Here is an 18,339-nt window from a genome sequence, read left to right on the forward strand (position 1 = left end):
CCGCGCTGCGCTGCCGCGGCCGCGCTGCCGCCGCCCGCTGCCGGCGCGGCGCCGCGCTGCCGGCACCGCCGCCCGAGCGGTCACGACACCCCGCGCCGAACCGCCGCGCGGTCACGAATCGTCGCTGTGGATGAGCCGAAGCGACCGAACGTGACCTCCTGCCCGCTGCCACGCGGTGCGTCGTGACCGCTGCAGAACGGCAAGCGATCTCGATCACAGGGCGGCACCCTTCGCGACGAACGCCTGCCGTAGTCGTTCGAACAACACCGCGGGCCGGACCGCATCGGCCGCCGTCGCGTGGATGACGGTCCAGTCGTTCACGACGAACCCGTTGTCCCGCCGCTGATCGTGCTGGAAGACGTCCCGCTCGCGATGATGCTCGCCGTCGTACTCGAGCGCGATCCTGAGTCGCGGCCAGGCGAGGTCGACTCGTCCGAGGAAAGCACCCGTGGCGTCGTGCACGTCGATGTTGAGTTCCGGCTCGGGGAAGCCTGCATCGATGACAGCGATCCGCATCCATGTCTCCATCGGCGACTCGCAGCCCACCCGCACCAGTTCGACCGCACGTCGAGCCGCGACAGCGTGCGGGCTCCCCGGACGGATCGCGCGTCGGAGGTCGTCGATCGTGGCCAAGCCCGCTCGTCCGACCATGTGATCGCCGACCGCGACCAGCGCCATGCGATCGATCACGCCAGCACACTCGAACCACGCGGACGCGGGAGCGCTCAGACGGAGGCCGTTCAGAACACGCACCTCCGCGGACACAGCTCGATGCGCGACGACACCGGGGCGCCGCATCCGGAGGGTCCCGACGGTCGTCACGTGCACGCGCCGATCGTCCTGCGCCGCGCGCGGGAGCGGAGCACCCCACAGTCGTGCCGCGGTGACGTGGCTGAAGTGCTGATCGTCTCGCATGACGATCGCGATCGCCGATACGAAGTCGTCGGAGCCGGCGGGCGCGCGGACACCCCGAGTCGGCCGCTCGAGGTCTGATCGCCGGAGACGTTCACTGTTCACGCCCGCGGCGAGGGCGTCACCGGTGCGGAAGACTGTCGCATCGAATTCTGGTGGGAGTTGTCGAGCTCGGCGCATGTTCCGATGCTCACGAGTTCGCCGACCAGTCGAGCGTGCGTGCCTCCCGATGTGGAGAACGACCGTGCTTCTCAGGGATGTGCAGGAGCCAGACTGCTTGGTGCCCGAGTTCTGGCCGCCAGCACGGGGTCACGACTCCCCGGGTGGATCGTGTCGCTCGGTCACGAACAGTCTCTCGGGGCGCGCGATACCGACACTTCGTGACCGACGGCGGAAGGCGTACGGGGTGTCGTGACCTTCCGCCGCTCGCACGCGGCCGCCACGGCCCGCCCGCGCCGCACGCCGCCCCCCCCCCCGCACGCGGAAGGGCCCCGCACGCGCTTGCGTGCGGGGCCCTTCCGTGTCAGGACCGGATCAGAAGTCCATGCCACCCGTGGGGTCGCCGGCCGGCATGGCCGGGGCCTTCTCGGGCTTGTCGGCGACGACGACCTCGGTCGTGAGGAACAGACCGGCGATCGACGCAGCGTTCTGCAGCGCCGAGCGCGTGACCTTGGCCGGGTCGATGATGCCCGCGGCGACGAGGTCGACGTACTCGCCGGTCGCGGCGTTGAGGCCGTGACCCGACTCGAGCTCGCGGACCTTGGCGGCGACGACGCCCGGCTCGAGACCGGCGTTCAGCGCGATCTGCTTGAGCGGCGCGTCGATCGCGACGCGGACGATGTTCGCACCGGTCGCCTCGTCACCCTCGAGGGAGAGCGAGTCGAGCGCGACGGACGCCTGGATGAGGGCGACGCCACCACCGGCGACGATGCCCTCCTCGACAGCGGCCTTCGCGTTGCGGACGGCGTCCTCGATGCGGTGTTTGCGCTCCTTGAGCTCGACCTCGGTCGCGGCACCGGCCTTGATGACCGCCACGCCACCGGCGAGCTTCGCGAGGCGCTCCTGGAGCTTCTCGCGGTCGTAGTCGGAGTCGGTCGCCTCGATCTCGGAGCGGATCTGACGGACGCGGCCCGCGATCTGCTCGTCGTCGCCGGCGCCCTCGATGATCGTGGTCTCGTCCTTGGTGATGATCACCTTGCGGGCCTTGCCCAGCAGGTCGAGCGTCGCGTTCTCGAGCTTGAGGCCGACCTCTTCCGAGATGACCTGGCCGCCGGTGAGGATCGCGATGTCCTGCAGCATGGCCTTGCGGCGGTCGCCGAAGCCCGGGGCCTTGACGGCGACGGACTTGAAGATGCCGCGGATCTTGTTCACGACGAGGGTCGCGAGGGCTTCGCCGTCGACGTCCTCGGCGATGATGAGGAGCTGCTTGCCCGCCTGGATCACCTTGTCGACGACCGGGAGCAGGTCCTTGATGTTCGAGATCTTCGAGTTGACGATGAGGATGTACGGGTCCTCGAAGACGGCCTCCTGGCGCTCCGGGTCCGTGACGAAGTACTGCGACAGGTAGCCCTTGTCGAAGCGCATGCCCTCGGTGAGCTCGAGCTCGGTGCCGAAGGTGTTCGACTCCTCGACGGTGACGACGCCTTCCTTGCCGACCTTGTCGATCGCCTCGGCGATGAGCTCGCCGATGGTGGTGTCGGCGGCCGAGATCGACGCGGTCGCGGCGATCTGGTCCTTGGTCTCGATGTCCTTCGCGTTGGCGAGGAGCTGGTCGGAGACGGCGGCGACGGCCTTCTCGATGCCGCGCTTGAGCGACACGGGGTCGGCACCGGCGGCGACGTTGCGGAGGCCCTCGCGGACGAGCGCCTGGGCGAGCACGGTCGCGGTCGTCGTACCGTCACCGGCGACGTCGTCGGTCTTCTTCGCGACCTCCTTGACGAGCTCGGCGCCGATCTTCTCGTACGGGTCGTCGAGCTCGATCTCCTTGGCGATGGAGACACCGTCGTTCGTGATCGTGGGGGCGCCCCACTTCTTCTCGAGGACGACGTTGCGGCCGCGCGGGCCGAGCGTCACCTTCACGGCGTCGGCCAGGGTGTTCAGGCCGCGCTCGAGGCCGCGACGGGCCTCCTCGTCGAAAGCAATGATCTTAGCCATGTGAGTTTCTCGTCCCTCCCGGACGTCGTCATGGGGGTCGTGCTGGCACTCAGCGTGAGCGAGTGCCAACGCCGATTCTGGCACTCGGCGGGTGCGAGTGCAACACAGCCGGGAGGCTCGGCTCGTCTTCCCGGGTCATGCCCCGTCACGCGGGCCCCACACCACACGACGAACGCGCCGCCCCCGGCGGGGACGGCGCGTTCTGCGGAGTGCAGTGGTTCAGGCGGGGCGGACGCTCTCTGCCTGCGGACCCTTCGAGCCGGTGCCGACGTCGAACGTGACCGCCTGCCCCTCCTCGAGGACCTTGCAGCCCGACATGTCGATGGCCGAGTAGTGCACGAACACGTCCTGGCCACCCCCATCGACGGTGATGAAGCCGAAGCCCTTCTCGGCGTTGAACCACTTGACCGTTCCGTTGGCCATGATTGTTGCTCCCTGCGGTGGTGCTGCTGCGATCGGCGGCGCCGTCGGTGCGGCACCTCGCCAGCGACTCTCGCGCACGGAATCGGTTTCGACAAGGGGTGTGACGTTGTTTCACGCCCGTTCCGTGCAATTGCAACGAGCCGGAAACACGTTCGTCACGAATGCACGCCGGAATGCGTGTCAGCCGGTGTAGTCGGCCCCCAGGACGACGCTCACGTCGGCGTTCGGGAAGGCCGCGGACTGCTGTACCGCGGTCGTCCCGAGCGACTTCGCGATGCCCTGCGCGACCGCGGCGGACGCGGCCGAACGGTAGTAGACGATCGTCTGGGTCGTCCCGGTGGTCCCGGCGTCGCCCGTCGAGGTGATCCTCCACCCGGCGCCGCTGAGCGCGGTGCTCGCGCGACCGGCGAGGCCGGTCGTGTTCGTGCCGTTGAGCACGACGACCGTGGTGGTGCCCTGCTGCGCCGGCGTCGCCGCGGTGGCACCGGAGGACGATCCGGTGCCGGCGGAGGACGAGGACGACGAGGACGAGGACGGCGACGAGGACGGCCGGCCCGACGCGGAAGCCGTCGGCGACGACGTGGTGGTGGTGCCCGACGTGCTGTCGAAGGAGTCCCCACCGGTCGCGAGCCCGAGCGCGAGCACGCCGATCCCGACGAGGACCCCCGTGGCGAGCGCAGCCCACGCGAAGACGATCCAGCCGCGGCCCCGACGCTGGGGGCCGCGGTGCGCGCCGACGCGCGGCCCGTCGGTGACGTCGTCGAACCGGTCTCGGGGGAATCTCTCGGTCATCGGTCCTCTTCGCGGGGTTCTGGTGCGCCTCCGGGGAGCGCGAAGCTGCGCCCCGCCCGCGCCGTGACACGGGCGTGCCGGAGTCGTTGCAGCCGGGTGACCAGCTGCGGGTCGTACGCGAGCGCCGCCGGTGAGTCGATCACGCGGTCGAGCACCTGGTAGTAGCGCGCGGGCGACATGTCGAACTCGACCCGGATCTCCGCTTCCTTGGTCCGGTCGTGCCGCGCGCGGTCGTGCTCGAAGGTGAGCACGTGCAGGTCGAGCTCGCTGAGCGCGTCTGCGGGGGTGGCGGTCACTGCGGGTCCGATCGCGGGGCTGGGCACGGGTCTCGGTCATCGTAGGGGTGCGGTCCTGCCGGACCCTGGCACGGTGCTGGACTGTCGCGAACCCGGGTCACAGGTTCGGGTCGCGGAGCCACCGCACCCGGGTGCCGAACGGGTCCGAGACGGCCATGGCCACGCCGTCCAGCGAGGCCGTCGCGAACGCGTCCGGGTCGGCCGGGCCGACGCCGGCGGGCAGCGTCGCCGCGACGCCGGACAGGATGCCGGTGCGCTCCAGCGCGATCCAGTGCACGCCACGCTCCTCGATGCGGTCGACGACGCGCTGCCGGTCCGCGCCAGGCACGTACACGAGCGTCCCCGTGGTCAGCACCACCGGTTCGCAGTGGACCGGCAGGTGGTCGAGTGCGCGGTCCAGGTCACCGGGCAGGCTCCCCCGCAGCCGGACGGGAGGCACGGCGAGCGCCGCCGACGCCGCCTCGCGCATCAGGGCGGTGCGGTCCGTCGCCTCGGGCGGAACGGCCTCGACGAGTCGGTCGAACGCGCCCGGCGCGGCGAGGTCGATCGGGTTCGGGTCGAGTGCGACCCGCGCGCCGATGACGATCGGGCGGTCCGCCGGCGCCGGGACCGTCCCGGTGGCCTCGGCGACGATGTCGACGGCGGGAGTTCCGACGGCGGTGTGCATCCGGACTCGGTCGGACCGCGCCCCCGCACGGATGTCGCGGCCCCGCACACCGGGCCGCGGTGCGCGCCCGGGGGCGCGGAGCTCGGCGCCGTCGGGCCGTCCGGGGACGACGTAGTCGAGCGTCACGCGGTCCGGGATCGAGCAGAGCCCCGCCGCGGCACCCGCGTCCACGAGGCCGAGCGGACGCCCGATCCGCGCGGCCAGCGCCGCGACGAGCGGGACGACCGGGGCGAGCCGACGTGGGTCGTTGGCCTGCACCGTGGCGGACCGGAGATGCTCGACCAGGGCGGGTCGTGCCTCCCGGCCGAGTGCGCGGAGCGCGTCCGGATCCGTCGGGTCGGCGCCCAGCCGCCGGGCGACCGCGAAGACCAGCTCCGGCTGCCGCTGCTGCTCGGGGACCTCGTCGAGGAGCGCGACGAGGCCGTCGTCGAGTGACCGTGCCCACGCGGCGTACGTCGGGGACACCCCGGCGATGCGGTCCGCGTACGCGCTGTAGCGGTCACGGGTGGTCACGGCCGGTGCATCCCCACGTGCCGGATGCCGGCCTCCTCGTAGGGCTCGCCGAACCGGACGAAGCCGTGACGCTCGTACAGTCCGGCGACGTACTCCTGGGCGTGCAGCACGAAGGGCTCGTCGCCGTGCTCGTCGAGGACCGCGGCGACGAGGCGCCCGGCGATCCCCCGCCCGCGGTGCGCCGGGTCCGTCGCGACCCGGCCGATCACCCACGCCGGCGGGACGGCGCCGTCCGGGTGCGGCTCGCCAGGGGCGGGTCGGACCAGCCGGAGGTACCCCACCGCTCGGGTGTCGGTTCCGAACCACCAGTGCTCGGTGTCCGCGTGGCGGTCACGGCCGTCGAAGTCCTCGGCGGTGACCCGCTGCTCGAGGGCGAAGACGCGGTTCCGGAGCACCACGATGCCGTACAGTTCGTCCGTCGTCAGACGGCCCCAGCGGGCGCGGTGCACGGAATGCTCGGACATCGGCGCGAGTTTACTGAAGGTGGCCGTCCACAGCGGCGACAGGAGCAGGAGGAACACATGGCATACAACGTCGACAAGTCCGACGCCCAGTGGCGCGAGGAGCTCTCCCCGGACCAGTACGCCGTCCTGCGTCAAGCCGGCACCGAGCGGCCGTGGACCGGTGAGCTCCTCGACGAGGAGCGCGCCGGCGTCTACACGTGTGCGGCGTGCGGCGCGGAGCTGTTCAAGAGCGGGACGAAGTTCGACTCCGGCTGCGGCTGGCCGTCGTTCTACGAGTCGGTGCGGCCCGAGGCCGTGCAGCTCATCGAGGACAACTCGCTCGGGATGCAGCGCACCGAGGTCCGCTGCGCGAACTGCGGGTCCCACCTGGGGCACGTGTTCCCGGACGGGTTCGGCACGCCGACCGGCGACCGCTACTGCATGAACTCGCTGTCGCTGAACTTCTCGGCGTCCGAGTGAGTCCCGACGCGTCCCGCTAGAGTGGGCGCGTCAGCCGGCATGGCGCAATTGGTAGCGCACCGTACTTGTAATACGGGGGTTGCGGGTTCGAGTCCCGCTGCCGGCCCTCTGCACCGACGATGCTGGCCGCGCGTGATCGCCGGGAAGACGGAGGCCCGGGCGAGTGATCGCCCGGGCCTCCGGCGTACGTGGAACACGGATCAGGGGGTGTTCCTCATCGCTCGACACGGTAACCAGCCGGTCGTGAGAAGAGGATGACACCGCACCGAAACGGAAGTCCACACTCGCGTGCCGATTGCGCGGCTTTCCGCATGGACGTCGCAGCGGGCGGTCAGCGGCCTCCCGTGATCTTCCGTTCGCGCTGCGCCACACCTGCGGTTCCGTACGGGTAGTCGTCGATCCGGGGAGCGCTGGCATCGGTCAGCCTGCGGAGTTCGGACTCGTCGAGGACGAGGTCGGCGGCACCGAGGTTGTCCTCGAGCTGCGAGACCGTCCGGGCGCCGAGGATGACGCTCGTGACGGCGGGCTGGGCGAGCAGCCAGGCGAGGGCGACCTGCGACTTCGAGGCGCCGTGCGCGTCGGCGACGGCGGACACCGCGTCGAGGACGGCCCAGGTGCGCTCGTCGCCGTTGCGGGCTTCCCAGGCCTCCATGCCGCGCTGCGGGTTCTCGCCGAGGCGGGTCGCGCCGGTCGGGGCCTCGTCGCGCTGGTACTTCCCGGACAGCCAACCGCCGGCGAGGGGCGACCACGGCAGCAGGCCGATGCCGGCGTCGAGGCAGGCGGGGACGACCTCGTGCTCGATGTCGCGGACGAGGAGGTTGTACTGCGGCTGGAGCGTCACGGGCGGCGCCCACCCGTGGCCGCGGGCCTCGTACACGGCCTTGGTGATCTGGTAGCCGAGGTAGTTCGAGAACCCGTAGGACCCGATCTTGCCGGCGGACACGGCGTCGTCGAGGAAGCGCAGGGTCTCCTCGATCGGGGTGAGGGCGTCCCACGCGTGCATCTGGTACAGGTCGATCGTCTCGACGCCGAGCCGGTCGAGCGAGGCGTCGAGCGCGCGGGAGAGGTGGCGGCGGGAGAGACCGACGTCGTTCGGCCCGTCGCCCTGGGGGAAGCGGCCCTTGGTCGCGAGGACGACCTGCTGCGCCTCGGTGGGGTGCGCCGTGAGCCAGCGCCCGATGATGCGCTCGGACTCGTTGCCCGAGTACACGTCGGCGGTGTCGACGAGCGTGCCGCCGGCCGCGACGAACGTGTCGAGCATCTGGTGGGAGGTGGGTTCGTCGGCTTCGCTGCCGAACGTCATGGTGCCGAGGGTCAGCGTCGACACCGATGTCCCGCTGTTGCCGAGGAGTCTGTAGTCCATGGCCGGGACGCTACGCCCGGAGCGCGTGGACCGAGGGGATCCACGAGTACCTGTCAGCGGCCCTCGGACAGGAACGCGATCGCCGCCTGCCGGAAGTCCCGCGACGTCGGGGCGTTGAAGTGGTTGCGCCCCGGGATCTCGAAGAACCGCGCGTCCGGTGCTGCCGCAGCGAGCCGCACCGCGCTGTCCTTGATGCCGTCCTCGCTGCCCGCCGCCATGAGCAGCGGCTGCGACGGGGCGTTCGCCGGCGTCGGCTCGATGCTGTCCCGCATCCCCTCGACCATCGCGACGAGGGCCCGGAGGTCGTTCCCCTCGACGCCCGACGCCATCGTGAGGTACCCGTTCGTCACGCGGTCCTCGATCGGGGTGCCGTCCGCGAGGAACGCCTTCGCCTGGTCGACCGCGACGCGACGCATCGGGTCGGCGTCCGGGATGCCGCCGAACACGGCCCGGGAGACCCGGTCGGGCAGCTGCTCGGCGGTGTGCCAGCCGACGCGTGCCCCGAGCGAGTAGCCGAGGTAGGCGACGTCGTCGAGCAGGTAGGTGTCGATGACACTGACGACGTCCGCGACGAGGAGCTCCATCGAGTACGCGTCGGGGTCGTGCGGCTTCGCGGACGCGCCGTGCCCGCGCTGGTCGAGCGCGACGACGCGGTACCCGGCGCGGAGCAGGTCGCGGGTCCAGCCCGACGCGTGCCAGTTGAGCAGGGCGCCGGACGCGAACCCGTGCACCGCGACGACGACCGGAGCGTCCGGGTCCCCGAAGTCGTACGTGGCGATCGGGAGGCCGTCCGGGGACATCACTGCACGGGGACGGGGCGCTTCGGGGACGAGTGACATGGCGACCCCAGGCTAGCGGGGCACTGTGGTCGCCATGGACGGCTACGGAGCGGACCAGATCCGGGCGGCGGAGCGGCCGCACCTCGACGCGGGCGAACCCCTCATGCAGCGCGCGGCCGACGGGCTCGCCCGGGTCGTCGCGGACCTCCTCGACGACCCCGCCGTGCGACCGGGTGACGGACCGGGTTCGGTCCTGCTGCTGGTCGGGAGCGGCGACAACGGCGGTGACGCGCTGTTCGCGGGTGCGCGGCTGGCGTCGGCCGGGAGGCGCGTGGCGGTGCTGCGCGTCGGCTCACGGGTCCACGAGGCGGGCCTGGCAGCGGCGCTGGACGCCGGGGGCGCGCCTCGCCCCACCGGCACGGCCGGACCGCCGCTGGCGCGTCGCTCCGGAACCGGCGGCGTGGGCCCTGGCCGGTCCCGGTGACAGCGGACCCACCGGGACGGACGCGGGTGCTGCGGACATCCTGCGCGCCGCGGTGCCGGACGAGGGCGGCCGCCTCGCGGCGGTCGCCGCGGAGGCGGCGCTCGACGCCGACCTCGTGCTCGACGGGATCCTGGGCATCGGGGCGTCCGGTCCCCTGCGCTCCCCCGCCCGCGAGGTCGTGGACGCGCTGCGGGAACTCGCCCGCGACCAGCGGGCCCCGTTCGTCGTGGCCGTCGACGTGCCGAGCGGCATCGACGTCGACACGGGCGGTGTCGCGGACGAGCACGTGCTGCACGCCGACGTGACCGTCACCTTCGGCGGGGTCAAGGCAGGGCTGTTGGTCGGCCCCGCCGCGACCCTCGCCGGCCGGATCGAGCTCGTCGACGTCGGGATCGCCGCGGACCTCGCGACCGTGGAGCCACTGGTCCGTACCTGACCCGGACGGTCAGGAGGCGCCGGCGTCCACTCCGTGCACCACGTCGGGGCGAGCCTCGAGCCAGGTGTCGACGAAGTGCCGGTAGTTCGCCGCGATGAGCCGCTCGGCCGCCTCGTGGTCGAGCCCTTGCTGCACGACGTCGTCGAGCGCGTCCTGCCAGTTGCTCCGGCCGATGGCGAAGCCGACGAAGCCGTCGACCGGCGCCGCGACCCGGAGCCAGTGGTCGAGCTGCTCCTCGGGGGCGTCCCGTCCGAGCACGATGCACTGCACGCCGTCGCGCCCACCGGCCCGGACCGCGGCGACGACGCGCTCGGCGTCCTCGGAGCGGTCGAGACCCTCGAGCTTCCACACGTCCGGCTCGACGCCGTGCTCCTGCAGGTACCCGACGACCTCGACGACGAGCCCGGGGCGAACGTCGCGGTCGTAGTCGTCCGCGGCTGCCTGCTGTTCGTCGGTGCCCGGCACGAGCAGCTCGACCAGGAACGCCCGACCGGCCCCGTGCAGGGTGCGGGAGACCTCGGCGAGACGCTCCGCCTGCGCCGCACGGTCGTCGGCGTCGAACGCGGGGTTGTCCCGGACGAGGACCTTCACGAAGTCGGGGTCGAACGCGTCGACGTGCGCGGTCCAGTCGTCGCCGTACTCGAGCTCGAACCAGTCGCGGCCGGAGCGCTCGATCGGCATGGCGAGCTGGAGCCCTGCCTCCCGGACGAGCCGGGCGACGTCGGCGCCGTACCGCTCGTCCACGAGGACGCCGGTCCGGTCCCGTGACGCCCCGGCGGCGAGGGCGCCGAGGAGACCGCGGTAGACGAGCTGCTTGCCGGCCCGGACGCGTTCGGCGTCGGCCTCGTCGGCGGGCTCGCCGGAATCGTCGCCGTAGGTGTGCTCCAGGAGCGAGGACCGCTGGTCCATCGCGAGGAGGAAGAGGGGGTGCTGTTCGTCGAGGTCGGCCATGCCGCCATGCTGCTCGCGACCCCTCGATGCCCGCCCAGTGGGCGCACCCCGCCCGGTGTGAGCACCGCGCTGCCGCCGTCCGTACATTCGGGGCATGACGTTCAACGACGACTCGCAGCTGTCCGGCGGCAGGGTCAAGCGGCGCGGGCGCACGGCCGCGGTGGGTGGCGGGGCGCTCGGTGTCGGCGCGATCGTGGTGTTCCTGATCGCGCAGTTCACCGGGGTGGACCTGTCCGGGGTGCTCGGCGACGGCAGCGGCGTCACGACGATCCAGCAGGGCGGCGACACCGTGGACGCCGCGCCCGAGTGCCGGACCGGCCGGGACGCGAACGCTTCGGTGGAGTGCCGGATGGAGGGGGCCGCCGAGTCGCTCGACGCCTACTGGTCGGCGGAGGCGCCGAAGCTCGGGGCCTCGTACACGAGGCCGGACTTCTACCTCTTCCAGGACTCGACCGACACGGGCTGCGGGACGGCGTCGTCCGCGACCGGGCCGTTCTACTGCCCGCCGGACCGCGCGCTGTACGTCGACACGTCGTTCTACGACGAGCTCCAGTCGCGGTACGGGTCGTCGGGCGGACCGCTCGCGCAGATGTACGTCGTCGCGCACGAGTGGGGCCACCACGTGCAGCAGCTGCAGGGCACGTTCGCCGACACGGACCGGTCGGGCACCGGCGCGACCTCGGGCAGTGTCCGCGTCGAGCTCCAAGCCGACTGCTACGCGGGCGCTTGGGTCGGCGATGCTGCGAACACCGAGGACGCGAACGGGCAGACCTTCTTCGAGCCGATCACCCGGTCACAGATCGACGACGCGCTGTCCGCGGCGAGCGCCGTGGGCGACGACAGCATCCAGCGGCGGGCGACCGGCTCGGTGGACCCCGACTCGTTCACGCACGGGTCGAGCGAGCAGCGCCAGCGGTGGTTCCTCCGCGGCTACCAGCAGGGCGCGACGTCGTGCGACACCCTCAGCGTGCCCGGCTCGGCCCTCTGACCGTGCCTGGTTCGGCCCGCTGAGCCCGGCGGTCAGTCGGAGCTGGCGCTGGCCGACGGGGTCGGCGTCGGCGTCGGGGTCGGCGTCGCGGTGGCGTCGGTCGACCCGGCCGCGCTGAGCACGAACGTCCGGAAGTCGTCGTTCGTGATCGGGTCGGTGAGCTGGTACTGCTGCCCGTTCACGAGCACGAGCGGCGTGCCCGGGAAGCTCGTCAGGTCGGTCCCCGGGATCTTCCCGTCGGAGACGTCGTTCGTGCGCTCGGTCACCCAGCGCGCGTAGGTCTGGTCGCGGATGCAGTCGGCGATCGCCCGCTGGTCGCGCACGCCGTCGACGCTGCGGACGACGCTCACGAGGTCGGCGTCGCTGAGGCCCGCGGTGCCCTCCTCGGGCTGCTCGGCGAACAGGGCGGTGTTGAACGCGAAGAACTGGTCCGGCGAACGGTCCGCGACGCACGCGGCCGCGTTCGCGGCCCGGAGCGAGTACTTCGTGCCCTGCGAGCGGTTCGCCAGGATCGCCACCGGGTGGATGTCGACCGTGGCGGCACCGGAGTCGACGAGGCCCTGGATGTACTCGCCGTTCGCCTTCTCGAACTGCCCGCACGTCGGGCAGAGGTAGTCGATGTAGGTCGTGATGTGCACCGTGCCGGAGCCGTCCGACGACGATGCGGACGGGGTGGCGCCGGTGGTCTGCGCCTTCAGGCCCTGCCCGATCGTGATGCCGCCCTGCGACATGTTCGACGGCCCGGGGCCTGCCGGCCGTGCCGAATCGACGAGGACGAGCGTGACGATGGTGGCCGCGGCGAGGAGCACGACGCCGATGCCGATCTGGATGCCGAGCCTCGTCCCGCGCTGCCGACGCTTCTGCCGGGTGCGGTGCCGCTGCGCGCGCTGCCGGGCAGCCTCGCGGCGGTGGTTCCGACCGGCGGCTGCCCGCGCGGCACGATCAGCGGCTGCACGCTCGGGGCGGGCGTCACCCTCGGGGCGGTTGGTCATCGGTGTGGAGTCCTCCTGATCGGGTGTCCGCACGCTCCGCGTCCCCACTCGGCGGACGGACCCGGCGATTGTAGTGGGCTGCTCTGGGAACCACCCAACCAGCCGGGAACCACTGGCGCTCCACGGGGAAGTCGTGTTGTATGAGCACCGATGGTCGACGGCGACCATCCGGGGCCCCCACGGGCAACCGCTTCACTACGGATCGTCCGGCACGTACCTGCCGGTGAAGGAAGGATCGAACGCTCATGGCGTCCGTCACCTACGACAAGGCAACCCGTCTCTACCCCGGGGGCACCCGCCCCGCGGTCGACTCCCTCGACCTGGACGTCGCCGACGGCGAGTTCCTCGTCCTCGTCGGCCCGTCGGGCTGTGGCAAGTCGACCTCGCTCCGCATGCTCGCGGGGCTCGAGGAGGTCAACTCCGGCGCGATCCGCATCGGCGAGCGCGACGTCACCGACGTCCCGCCGAAGGACCGCGACATCGCGATGGTCTTCCAGAACTACGCGCTGTACCCGCACATGACCGTCGCCGAGAACATGGGCTTCGCGCTCAAGATCGCCGGTGTCGGCAAGGAAGAGCGCGCCACCCGCGTGCAGGAGGCTGCGAAGCTCCTCGACCTCGAGCAGTACCTCGGCCGCAAGCCGAAGGCGCTCTCCGGTGGTCAGCGTCAGCGCGTCGCGATGGGCCGCGCGATCGTCCGTCAGCCGCAGGTGTTCCTCATGGACGAGCCGCTGTCGAACCTCGACGCCAAGCTCCGCGTCCAGACCCGCACCCAGATCGCCTCGCTGCAGCGCCGCCTCGGTGTCACCACGGTCTACGTCACGCACGACCAGACCGAGGCCCTCACCATGGGTGACCGCATCGCGGTGCTCAAGGACGGCATCCTCCAGCAGGTCGGCTCCCCGCGCGACCTCTACGAGAAGCCGAACAACGTGTTCGTCGCCGGCTTCATCGGCTCGCCGGCCATGAACCTGCTGCCGGCCGACGTGGTCGAGGGTGGCATCAAGTTCGGCACGCTGAACCACCCGATCGACCGCGACACGCTGTCGAACGCCCGCTCCGGCAACATCACGGTCGGCATCCGCCCCGAGGACGTCATCGTCTCGAGCTCGGGTGAAGGGCTGCCGGTCACGGTCGACGTCGTCGAGGAGCTCGGCGCCGACGGCTACCTGTACGGTCACGCCGACGTGAACGGCCAGCGCACCGACATCGTCGCGCGCGTCGACGGTCGTTCGCACCCCTCGATCGGCGACACGATCGTCATCTCGCCGAAGCAGGGCCACGTCCACGCCTTCGACACCGAGTCGGGCGACCGCCTCGACGACAAGGCCGTCGTCAGCGCCTGACGCTGGAACAGACGAACAGGAGGCGCGGTGCCAGCTGGCACCGCGCCTCCCGTCTGTCAGACTGCCGAACGGAAGCAGACTGCGCGACCGACGCAACGTGCCGGACCGACGCAGTGCCGGACCGACGCAGTCTGCGGGACCGACGCAGCCCGCCGAACCGACGCAGCCACCGCACGACCAGGAGCCAACCGTGCCCGACTCCCTCGCCATCACCGCAGCCACCGTCGACCCGGGCCTCCTCGACCTGCCGTGGGACCAACCGCTCGAGGACTGGCCGGACGACGTGATCGTCGCGCTGCCGAAGGGCATCTCGCGACACCTGGTGCGTTTCGTGCACCTCAGCGGGTACGTCGCCGCGGTGAAGGAGACCGGGGAAGAGGTCGCGCGCGCCGAGTACGAGATGCTCCGCACGCTGCAGCGCATGGACGTCCCGTGCGTGGACCCGGTCGCGGTCATCACGAACCGCGTCGACGCGGACGGCGAACCCCTGCACCCGGTGCTCGTCACCCGGCACCTCCGCTTCTCGCTGCCGTACCGCGCGCTCTACTCCCAGACGCTCCGCCCGGAGACCGCGACCCGACTCGTCGACGCCCTCGCCCTGCTGCTCGTGCGCCTGCACGTCATCGGGTTCTACTGGGGCGACGTCTCGCTCTCGAACACGCTCTTCCGCCGCGACGCCGGGGCCTTCGCCGCGTACCTCGTCGACGCCGAGACCGGCAAGCTCTACCCCGGCGGCCTGTCGAACGGGCAGCGCGAGAACGACCTCGAGGTCGCCCGCGTCAACATCGCCGGCGAGCTGCTGGACCTCGAGGCCGGTGGTCGCCTCGACGAGAACGCCGACGCGGTCGACGTCTCGAACCGGATCGTGGCGCAGTACCGGACGCTCTGGAAGGAGCTGACGGGTACCGAGCAGTTCGACATCAAGGAGCGCTGGCGCATCAACGACCGGGTCGAGCGGCTCAACGCCCTCGGCTTCGACATCGAGGAGCTCTCGATCCACACGACCGAGGGCGGTTCGCAGGTGCGCATCCAGCCCAAGGTGGTGGACGCCGGGCACCACCAGCGACGGCTGCTCCGCCTCACCGGTCTCGACGCCGGTGAGAACCAGGCCCGGCGCCTGCTCAACGACCTCGACTCGTACCGTGCACGCAACGGCCGCGAGGCCCTCGACGAGGAGATGGTCGCGCACGAGTGGGTCTCGCGGGTGTTCGAGCCCGTCGTCCGGTCGATCCCGCGGGACCTCCGCGGACGGCTGGAGCCCGCCGAGGTCTTCCACGAGCTGCTCGAACACCGCTGGTTCATGTCGCAGGCCGAGGAACGGTCGGTGTCGCTGCCCGAGGCCACGACCGCCTACATCAACGACGTGCTGCGGCACCGGCGGGACGAGCGGCTGCTCATCAACCCGCCGACCTCCTCGATGACGCTGCCCGTCGCGCTCGACGACGACGTCGACGCGGACGAGGACGTCGAGGACTGGCGCGCGGGCGTCTGACGCGGTCCCCGGTCGGTCACGGCACCCCGCCGGGTGGCCGCGGACCGCTCACGACCGTCGCCTGCGGCGTCGCTCAGCGCACGCCTCGTGACCACACGACCGACACCGGCCGACGGGTCGTGACCCGAGGGGTTCGGGAGTGCGACCGCCTTGGAGGCCCGGGGGGCGTCCCGGAGACCGGCGCCGGCCGTCCGGACCGCCACGCCTCCACCGCCGGTGGTGATGTCGGACGTCGAGCGGTCGCAACACCCCGACAGACGCACGTCCGCCGGTCACGAACCGTCGCCTGCGGGGTGGCGCAGCGACGATTCGCGACCGTGCGGCGGGCAGCATCCGACGTGTCGTGACCCCGCCGGCTCCGTGCGGGTCGCTACGCGGCGCGACGACGCCGCGCGACCTCCCACAGGGTCACGCTCGCCGCGATGCCCGCGTTGAGCGACTCGGTCGCGCTCGAGATCGGGATCGACACGATGGCGTCGCAGGTCTCGGTGACCAGGCGCGACAGCCCCTTGCCCTCCGAGCCGACGACGATCACGATCGGGCGGTCGGCGAGCTCGAGGCCGTCGAGCTCCACGTCGCCGTCGCCGTCGAGCCCGAGGACGAACAGCCCCATCGACTTGAGCGACTTGAGCGTCTGGGTCAGGTTCGGCGCCATCGCGACCGGGGTGCGGGCCGCGGCACCGGCGGAGGTCTTCCACGCGCTCGCGGTCACACCGACCGAACGACGCTGGGGCACGATGACGCCGTGCCCGCCGAACGCCGCGGTGGAGCGGATGATGGCACCGAGGTTGCGCGGGTCGGTGATGCCGTCGAGGGCGACCATGAGCGGGACCTCGTCCTTCGCGAACGCCCGCTCGACGATGTCCTCGGACACCGCGTACTCGTACGCGGGGACCTTGAGCGCGACGCCCTGGTGCACGCTGTCGTGCCCGGTGATGCGGTCCAGCTCCGGCCGCATCAGCTCGATGATGGGCACGCCGCGGTGGTTGGCGAGCGCGAGGATCTCCTTGACGCGGTCGTCGACCTCGATGCGGGACGCGATGTAGAGCGTCGTCGACGGCGTCTTCGTGCGCAGCGCCTCGAGCACGGAGTTGCGCCCGGTGACGAGCTCGGAGTCGTCGCTCTTGCGCTGCGGCGGACGACCGGTCCGCTGCTGCGGGGCGCTCGAGGCACCGTGACGACCACGGGCCGCCTCGAGCCGCTCCTTGGCGGCCTTGCGCTTGCCGGCCGGGTGGTACGGACGGTCCTCGGCCTTCGGGGTGGGCTTGCGCCCCTCGAGCGCCTGGGCGCCCTGTCCGCCGGAGCCGACCTGCTTGTTGCCCTTGCGGCCGGACCGGACGGCGCCCGGACGGCCCTTCTTGCTCCCGGAAACGTTCTTCATGCTCAGCTCCTGTTCGGCACGGCCGTGGTCAGGCGATGCTCCAGCGTGTACCCGCTGCGGTGTCCTCGATGGTGATGCCCGCGGCGGCGAGGTCGTCACGCACGCGGTCGGCCGTCGCGAAGTCCCGTGCGGCCCGGGCGTCGGCGCGCTCCTGCACGAGGCGTTCGACGAGGGCTGCGAGCGGGGCGGCCGAGGGGTCCTGACCGCCGCTCGACCAGTGGGCCGCTCGCGGGTCGATGCCGAGCACCTCCACCATCGCGGCCACCTGATGGTACGCGAGACCGAGCGCTTCCGCATCGTCGGCGTCGAGGGCGGCGTTCCCGGCGCGGACCGTCTCGTGCAGCACGGCGAGCGCCTGGGGCACCGAGAGGTCGTCGTCCATCGCGGCCGCGAAGGTCTCGGGGACGGCGGGGGCGTCGCGGAGCGGGATCCCCTCGAGCCGGGGTTCCGCACGGGTCAGGAAGCCCTCGATGCGGTCGTACGCCGCCTCGGCCTCGGCCAGGGAGCCGGCGTGGTGGTCGATCGACGAGCGGTAGTGCGCCGCGCCGAGGAAGTACCGCACGACCTCGGGTCGCGCGGAACCGAGGAAGTCCGCCGCGAAGATCGAGTTGCCGAGCGACTTCGACATCTTCTGACCGTCGACGGTCACGAGTCCGTTGTGCAGCCAGTACGTCGCGAACGCGTCACCAGCGGCGGTCGACTGCGCGAGCTCGTTCTCGTGGTGCGGGAACCGGAGGTCGAGGCCGCCACCGTGGATGTCGAACGCCGGACCGAGGTAGCGCCGGCTCATCGCCGAGCACTCGATGTGCCAGCCCGGTCGACCGGGACCCCACGGGCTGTCCCACACGGCGGTGTCGGGCTCGCCGGTCTTGCGGCCCTTCCAGAGCGCGAAGTCGCGCGGGTCCCGCTTGCCGCGGGGGTCGGCGTCGGCAGCGTCGACCATGTCCTCGCGGCGCTGCCGGGTGAGGGTGCCGTAGGACTCCCAGCTGCCGGTGTCGAAGTAGACGTCCCCGGAGCCGTCCTGTGCGGCGTAGGCGTGGCCGCGCTCGATCAGGCGCTCGATGATCTCGTGCATCTGCGGCACGCTCGCGGTCGCCCGGGGTTCGTAGGTCGGCGGCAGGATCCCGAGCGCGCGGTAGGCGGCCGTGAACTCGAGCTCGACGCGGTACGCACGGGCGAACCACGCCTCGTCGGTGCCCGCGGCCAGGTCGAGCACCTTGTCGTCGATGTCGGTGACGTTCCGGACGAGGGTGACCGAGTAGCCGCGGTACGTCAGCCACCGACGCCAGACGTCGTAGACGAGCGCCGAGCGCAGGTGGCCGATGTGCGGCGACGACTGCACCGTGGGACCACAGACGTAGACGCTCACGTGTCCGTCGACCAGGGGCACGAGGTCGACGACGGCGGCGGCGCGGGAGTCGTAGAGGCGAACGGTCACGCTCCAAGA

The 18,339-nt window shown here is 71.8% G+C and carries 19 protein-coding genes and 1 tRNA gene; 7 read left to right on the forward strand and 13 right to left on the reverse strand.

Features of this window, described 5'->3' with window-relative positions; genetic code table 11:
- Positions 1-213: 213 nt before the first annotated feature.
- From IEY20_RS09405 to IEY20_RS09435, 7 genes are all read right to left on the reverse strand, one after another.
- Positions 214-690: a putative endonuclease domain-containing protein gene (locus IEY20_RS09405; RefSeq protein ID WP_175327663.1), complete on the reverse strand. Its 477-nt coding sequence runs from the start codon at positions 688-690 to the stop codon at positions 214-216.
- A 756-nt stretch (positions 691-1,446) separates the two neighbouring features.
- The gene (gene groL / locus IEY20_RS09410; RefSeq protein ID WP_022903462.1) at positions 1,447-3,066 is read right to left on the reverse strand and encodes a chaperonin GroEL; all 1,620 of its coding nucleotides are present in this window, start codon (positions 3,064-3,066) and stop codon (positions 1,447-1,449) included.
- Positions 3,067-3,285: 219 nt separating this feature from the next.
- Positions 3,286-3,489 carry a cold-shock protein gene (locus IEY20_RS09415; RefSeq protein ID WP_188889099.1) on the reverse strand — a complete coding sequence of 68 codons (204 nt, stop codon included), beginning with the start codon at positions 3,487-3,489 and terminating at the stop codon, positions 3,286-3,288.
- Between the two features lie 180 nt (positions 3,490-3,669).
- A complete protein-coding gene (locus IEY20_RS09420) occupies positions 3,670-4,281 on the reverse strand; it encodes a LytR C-terminal domain-containing protein (protein WP_175327662.1) in 612 nt (203 codons plus the stop codon).
- Positions 4,278-4,604, reverse strand: a complete 327-nt coding sequence (locus IEY20_RS09425; protein WP_042726578.1) for a DUF3263 domain-containing protein — start codon at positions 4,602-4,604, stop codon at positions 4,278-4,280. Before IEY20_RS09425 ends, IEY20_RS09420 begins: the two co-directional genes overlap by 4 nt.
- Before the next feature lie 70 nt (positions 4,605-4,674).
- Complete coding sequence (locus tag IEY20_RS09430) at positions 4,675-5,757, reverse strand: DUF2332 family protein (RefSeq protein WP_175327661.1); 1,083 nt, start codon at positions 5,755-5,757, stop codon at positions 4,675-4,677.
- Positions 5,754-6,221 carry a GNAT family N-acetyltransferase gene (locus tag IEY20_RS09435; RefSeq protein ID WP_175327660.1) on the reverse strand — a complete coding sequence of 156 codons (468 nt, stop codon included), beginning with the start codon at positions 6,219-6,221 and terminating at the stop codon, positions 5,754-5,756. Before IEY20_RS09435 ends, IEY20_RS09430 begins: the two co-directional genes overlap by 4 nt.
- Before the next feature lie 57 nt (positions 6,222-6,278).
- Between IEY20_RS09435 and msrB the strand changes: the two genes are divergently transcribed.
- Together msrB and IEY20_RS09445 are read left to right on the forward strand one after the other, a co-directional pair.
- Entirely contained in the window at positions 6,279-6,680 is a 402-nt protein-coding gene (msrB, locus tag IEY20_RS09440) for a peptide-methionine (R)-S-oxide reductase MsrB (protein ID WP_022903456.1), read from the forward strand.
- A gap of 33 nt (positions 6,681-6,713) precedes the next feature.
- Positions 6,714-6,786 (forward strand) — tRNA-Thr (locus IEY20_RS09445).
- A 225-nt stretch (positions 6,787-7,011) separates the two neighbouring features.
- Here the strand turns inward: IEY20_RS09445 and IEY20_RS09450 are convergent.
- Both IEY20_RS09450 and IEY20_RS09455 read right to left on the reverse strand, forming a co-directional pair.
- Entirely contained in the window at positions 7,012-8,043 is a 1,032-nt protein-coding gene (locus IEY20_RS09450; RefSeq protein WP_175327659.1) for an aldo/keto reductase, read from the reverse strand.
- A 53-nt stretch (positions 8,044-8,096) separates the two neighbouring features.
- A complete protein-coding gene (locus IEY20_RS09455) occupies positions 8,097-8,882 on the reverse strand; it encodes an alpha/beta fold hydrolase (RefSeq protein WP_175327658.1) in 786 nt (261 codons plus the stop codon).
- Positions 8,883-8,916: 34 nt separating this feature from the next.
- Here IEY20_RS09455 and IEY20_RS09460 point away from each other — a divergent pair, with 34 nt between their 5' ends.
- Together IEY20_RS09460 and IEY20_RS09465 are read left to right on the forward strand one after the other, a co-directional pair.
- Positions 8,917-9,306, forward strand: a complete 390-nt coding sequence (locus IEY20_RS09460) for an NAD(P)H-hydrate epimerase (RefSeq protein ID WP_175327657.1) — start codon at positions 8,917-8,919, stop codon at positions 9,304-9,306.
- A gap of 52 nt (positions 9,307-9,358) precedes the next feature.
- Positions 9,359-9,742, forward strand: coding sequence for an NAD(P)H-hydrate epimerase (locus IEY20_RS09465; RefSeq protein WP_175327592.1), 384 nt, complete (start codon positions 9,359-9,361; stop codon positions 9,740-9,742).
- A 9-nt stretch (positions 9,743-9,751) separates the two neighbouring features.
- Here IEY20_RS09465 and IEY20_RS09470 read toward each other — a convergent pair whose 3' ends face one another.
- Positions 9,752-10,693 carry a 2-deoxy-5-keto-D-gluconate 6-phosphate aldolase domain-containing protein gene (locus tag IEY20_RS09470; protein ID WP_175327656.1) on the reverse strand — a complete coding sequence of 314 codons (942 nt, stop codon included), beginning with the start codon at positions 10,691-10,693 and terminating at the stop codon, positions 9,752-9,754.
- 94 nt (positions 10,694-10,787) lie between these two features.
- Here IEY20_RS09470 and ypfJ point away from each other — a divergent pair, with 94 nt between their 5' ends.
- The gene (gene ypfJ, locus IEY20_RS09475) at positions 10,788-11,681 is read left to right on the forward strand and encodes a KPN_02809 family neutral zinc metallopeptidase (protein WP_175327655.1); all 894 of its coding nucleotides are present in this window, start codon (positions 10,788-10,790) and stop codon (positions 11,679-11,681) included.
- A 32-nt stretch (positions 11,682-11,713) separates the two neighbouring features.
- Here ypfJ and IEY20_RS09480 read toward each other — a convergent pair whose 3' ends face one another.
- The gene (locus IEY20_RS09480) at positions 11,714-12,673 is read right to left on the reverse strand and encodes a DsbA family protein (protein WP_022903452.1); all 960 of its coding nucleotides are present in this window, start codon (positions 12,671-12,673) and stop codon (positions 11,714-11,716) included.
- 245 nt (positions 12,674-12,918) lie between these two features.
- Between IEY20_RS09480 and IEY20_RS09485 the strand changes: the two genes are divergently transcribed.
- Both IEY20_RS09485 and IEY20_RS09490 read left to right on the forward strand, forming a co-directional pair.
- Complete coding sequence (locus IEY20_RS09485) at positions 12,919-14,019, forward strand: ABC transporter ATP-binding protein (protein WP_022903451.1); 1,101 nt, start codon at positions 12,919-12,921, stop codon at positions 14,017-14,019.
- A 190-nt stretch (positions 14,020-14,209) separates the two neighbouring features.
- Complete coding sequence (locus tag IEY20_RS09490; protein ID WP_175327654.1) at positions 14,210-15,511, forward strand: DUF4032 domain-containing protein; 1,302 nt, start codon at positions 14,210-14,212, stop codon at positions 15,509-15,511.
- A 370-nt stretch (positions 15,512-15,881) separates the two neighbouring features.
- Here IEY20_RS09490 and rlmB read toward each other — a convergent pair whose 3' ends face one another.
- Positions 15,882-16,892: a 23S rRNA (guanosine(2251)-2'-O)-methyltransferase RlmB gene (rlmB, locus tag IEY20_RS09495; protein ID WP_058726170.1), complete on the reverse strand. Its 1,011-nt coding sequence runs from the start codon at positions 16,890-16,892 to the stop codon at positions 15,882-15,884.
- A 28-nt stretch (positions 16,893-16,920) separates the two neighbouring features.
- The gene (gene cysS, locus IEY20_RS09500) at positions 16,921-18,330 is read right to left on the reverse strand and encodes a cysteine--tRNA ligase (RefSeq protein ID WP_175327653.1); all 1,410 of its coding nucleotides are present in this window, start codon (positions 18,328-18,330) and stop codon (positions 16,921-16,923) included.
- Between the last annotated feature and the right edge of the window lie 9 nt (positions 18,331-18,339).

The sequence above is a fragment of the Curtobacterium luteum genome (genome assembly GCF_014646995.1).
GTDB lineage: Bacteria > Actinomycetota > Actinomycetes > Actinomycetales > Microbacteriaceae > Curtobacterium > Curtobacterium luteum.

What these genes read in the sequence shown, in the direction of transcription:
- groL (WP_022903462.1), bottom strand. Translation starts at nt 3,066, where the DNA reads ATGGCTAAGATCATTGCTTTCGACGAGGAGGCCCGTCGCGGCCTCGAG.
- IEY20_RS09415 (WP_188889099.1), bottom strand. Translation starts at nt 3,489, where the DNA reads ATGGCCAACGGAACGGTCAAGTGGTTCAACGCCGAGAAGGGCTTCGGC.
- IEY20_RS09420 (WP_175327662.1), bottom strand. Translation starts at nt 4,281, where the DNA reads ATGACCGAGAGATTCCCCCGAGACCGGTTCGACGACGTCACCGACGGG.
- IEY20_RS09435 (WP_175327660.1), bottom strand. Translation starts at nt 6,221, where the DNA reads ATGTCCGAGCATTCCGTGCACCGCGCCCGCTGGGGCCGTCTGACGACG.
- msrB (WP_022903456.1), top strand. Translation starts at nt 6,279, where the DNA reads ATGGCATACAACGTCGACAAGTCCGACGCCCAGTGGCGCGAGGAGCTC.
- IEY20_RS09450 (WP_175327659.1), bottom strand. Translation starts at nt 8,043, where the DNA reads ATGGACTACAGACTCCTCGGCAACAGCGGGACATCGGTGTCGACGCTG.
- IEY20_RS09455 (WP_175327658.1), bottom strand. Translation starts at nt 8,882, where the DNA reads ATGTCACTCGTCCCCGAAGCGCCCCGTCCCCGTGCAGTGATGTCCCCG.
- IEY20_RS09460 (WP_175327657.1), top strand. Translation starts at nt 8,917, where the DNA reads ATGGACGGCTACGGAGCGGACCAGATCCGGGCGGCGGAGCGGCCGCAC.
- IEY20_RS09470 (WP_175327656.1), bottom strand. Translation starts at nt 10,693, where the DNA reads ATGGCCGACCTCGACGAACAGCACCCCCTCTTCCTCCTCGCGATGGAC.
- ypfJ (WP_175327655.1), top strand. Translation starts at nt 10,788, where the DNA reads ATGACGTTCAACGACGACTCGCAGCTGTCCGGCGGCAGGGTCAAGCGG.
- IEY20_RS09480 (WP_022903452.1), bottom strand. Translation starts at nt 12,673, where the DNA reads ATGACCAACCGCCCCGAGGGTGACGCCCGCCCCGAGCGTGCAGCCGCT.
- IEY20_RS09485 (WP_022903451.1), top strand. Translation starts at nt 12,919, where the DNA reads ATGGCGTCCGTCACCTACGACAAGGCAACCCGTCTCTACCCCGGGGGC.
- rlmB (WP_058726170.1), bottom strand. Translation starts at nt 16,892, where the DNA reads ATGAAGAACGTTTCCGGGAGCAAGAAGGGCCGTCCGGGCGCCGTCCGG.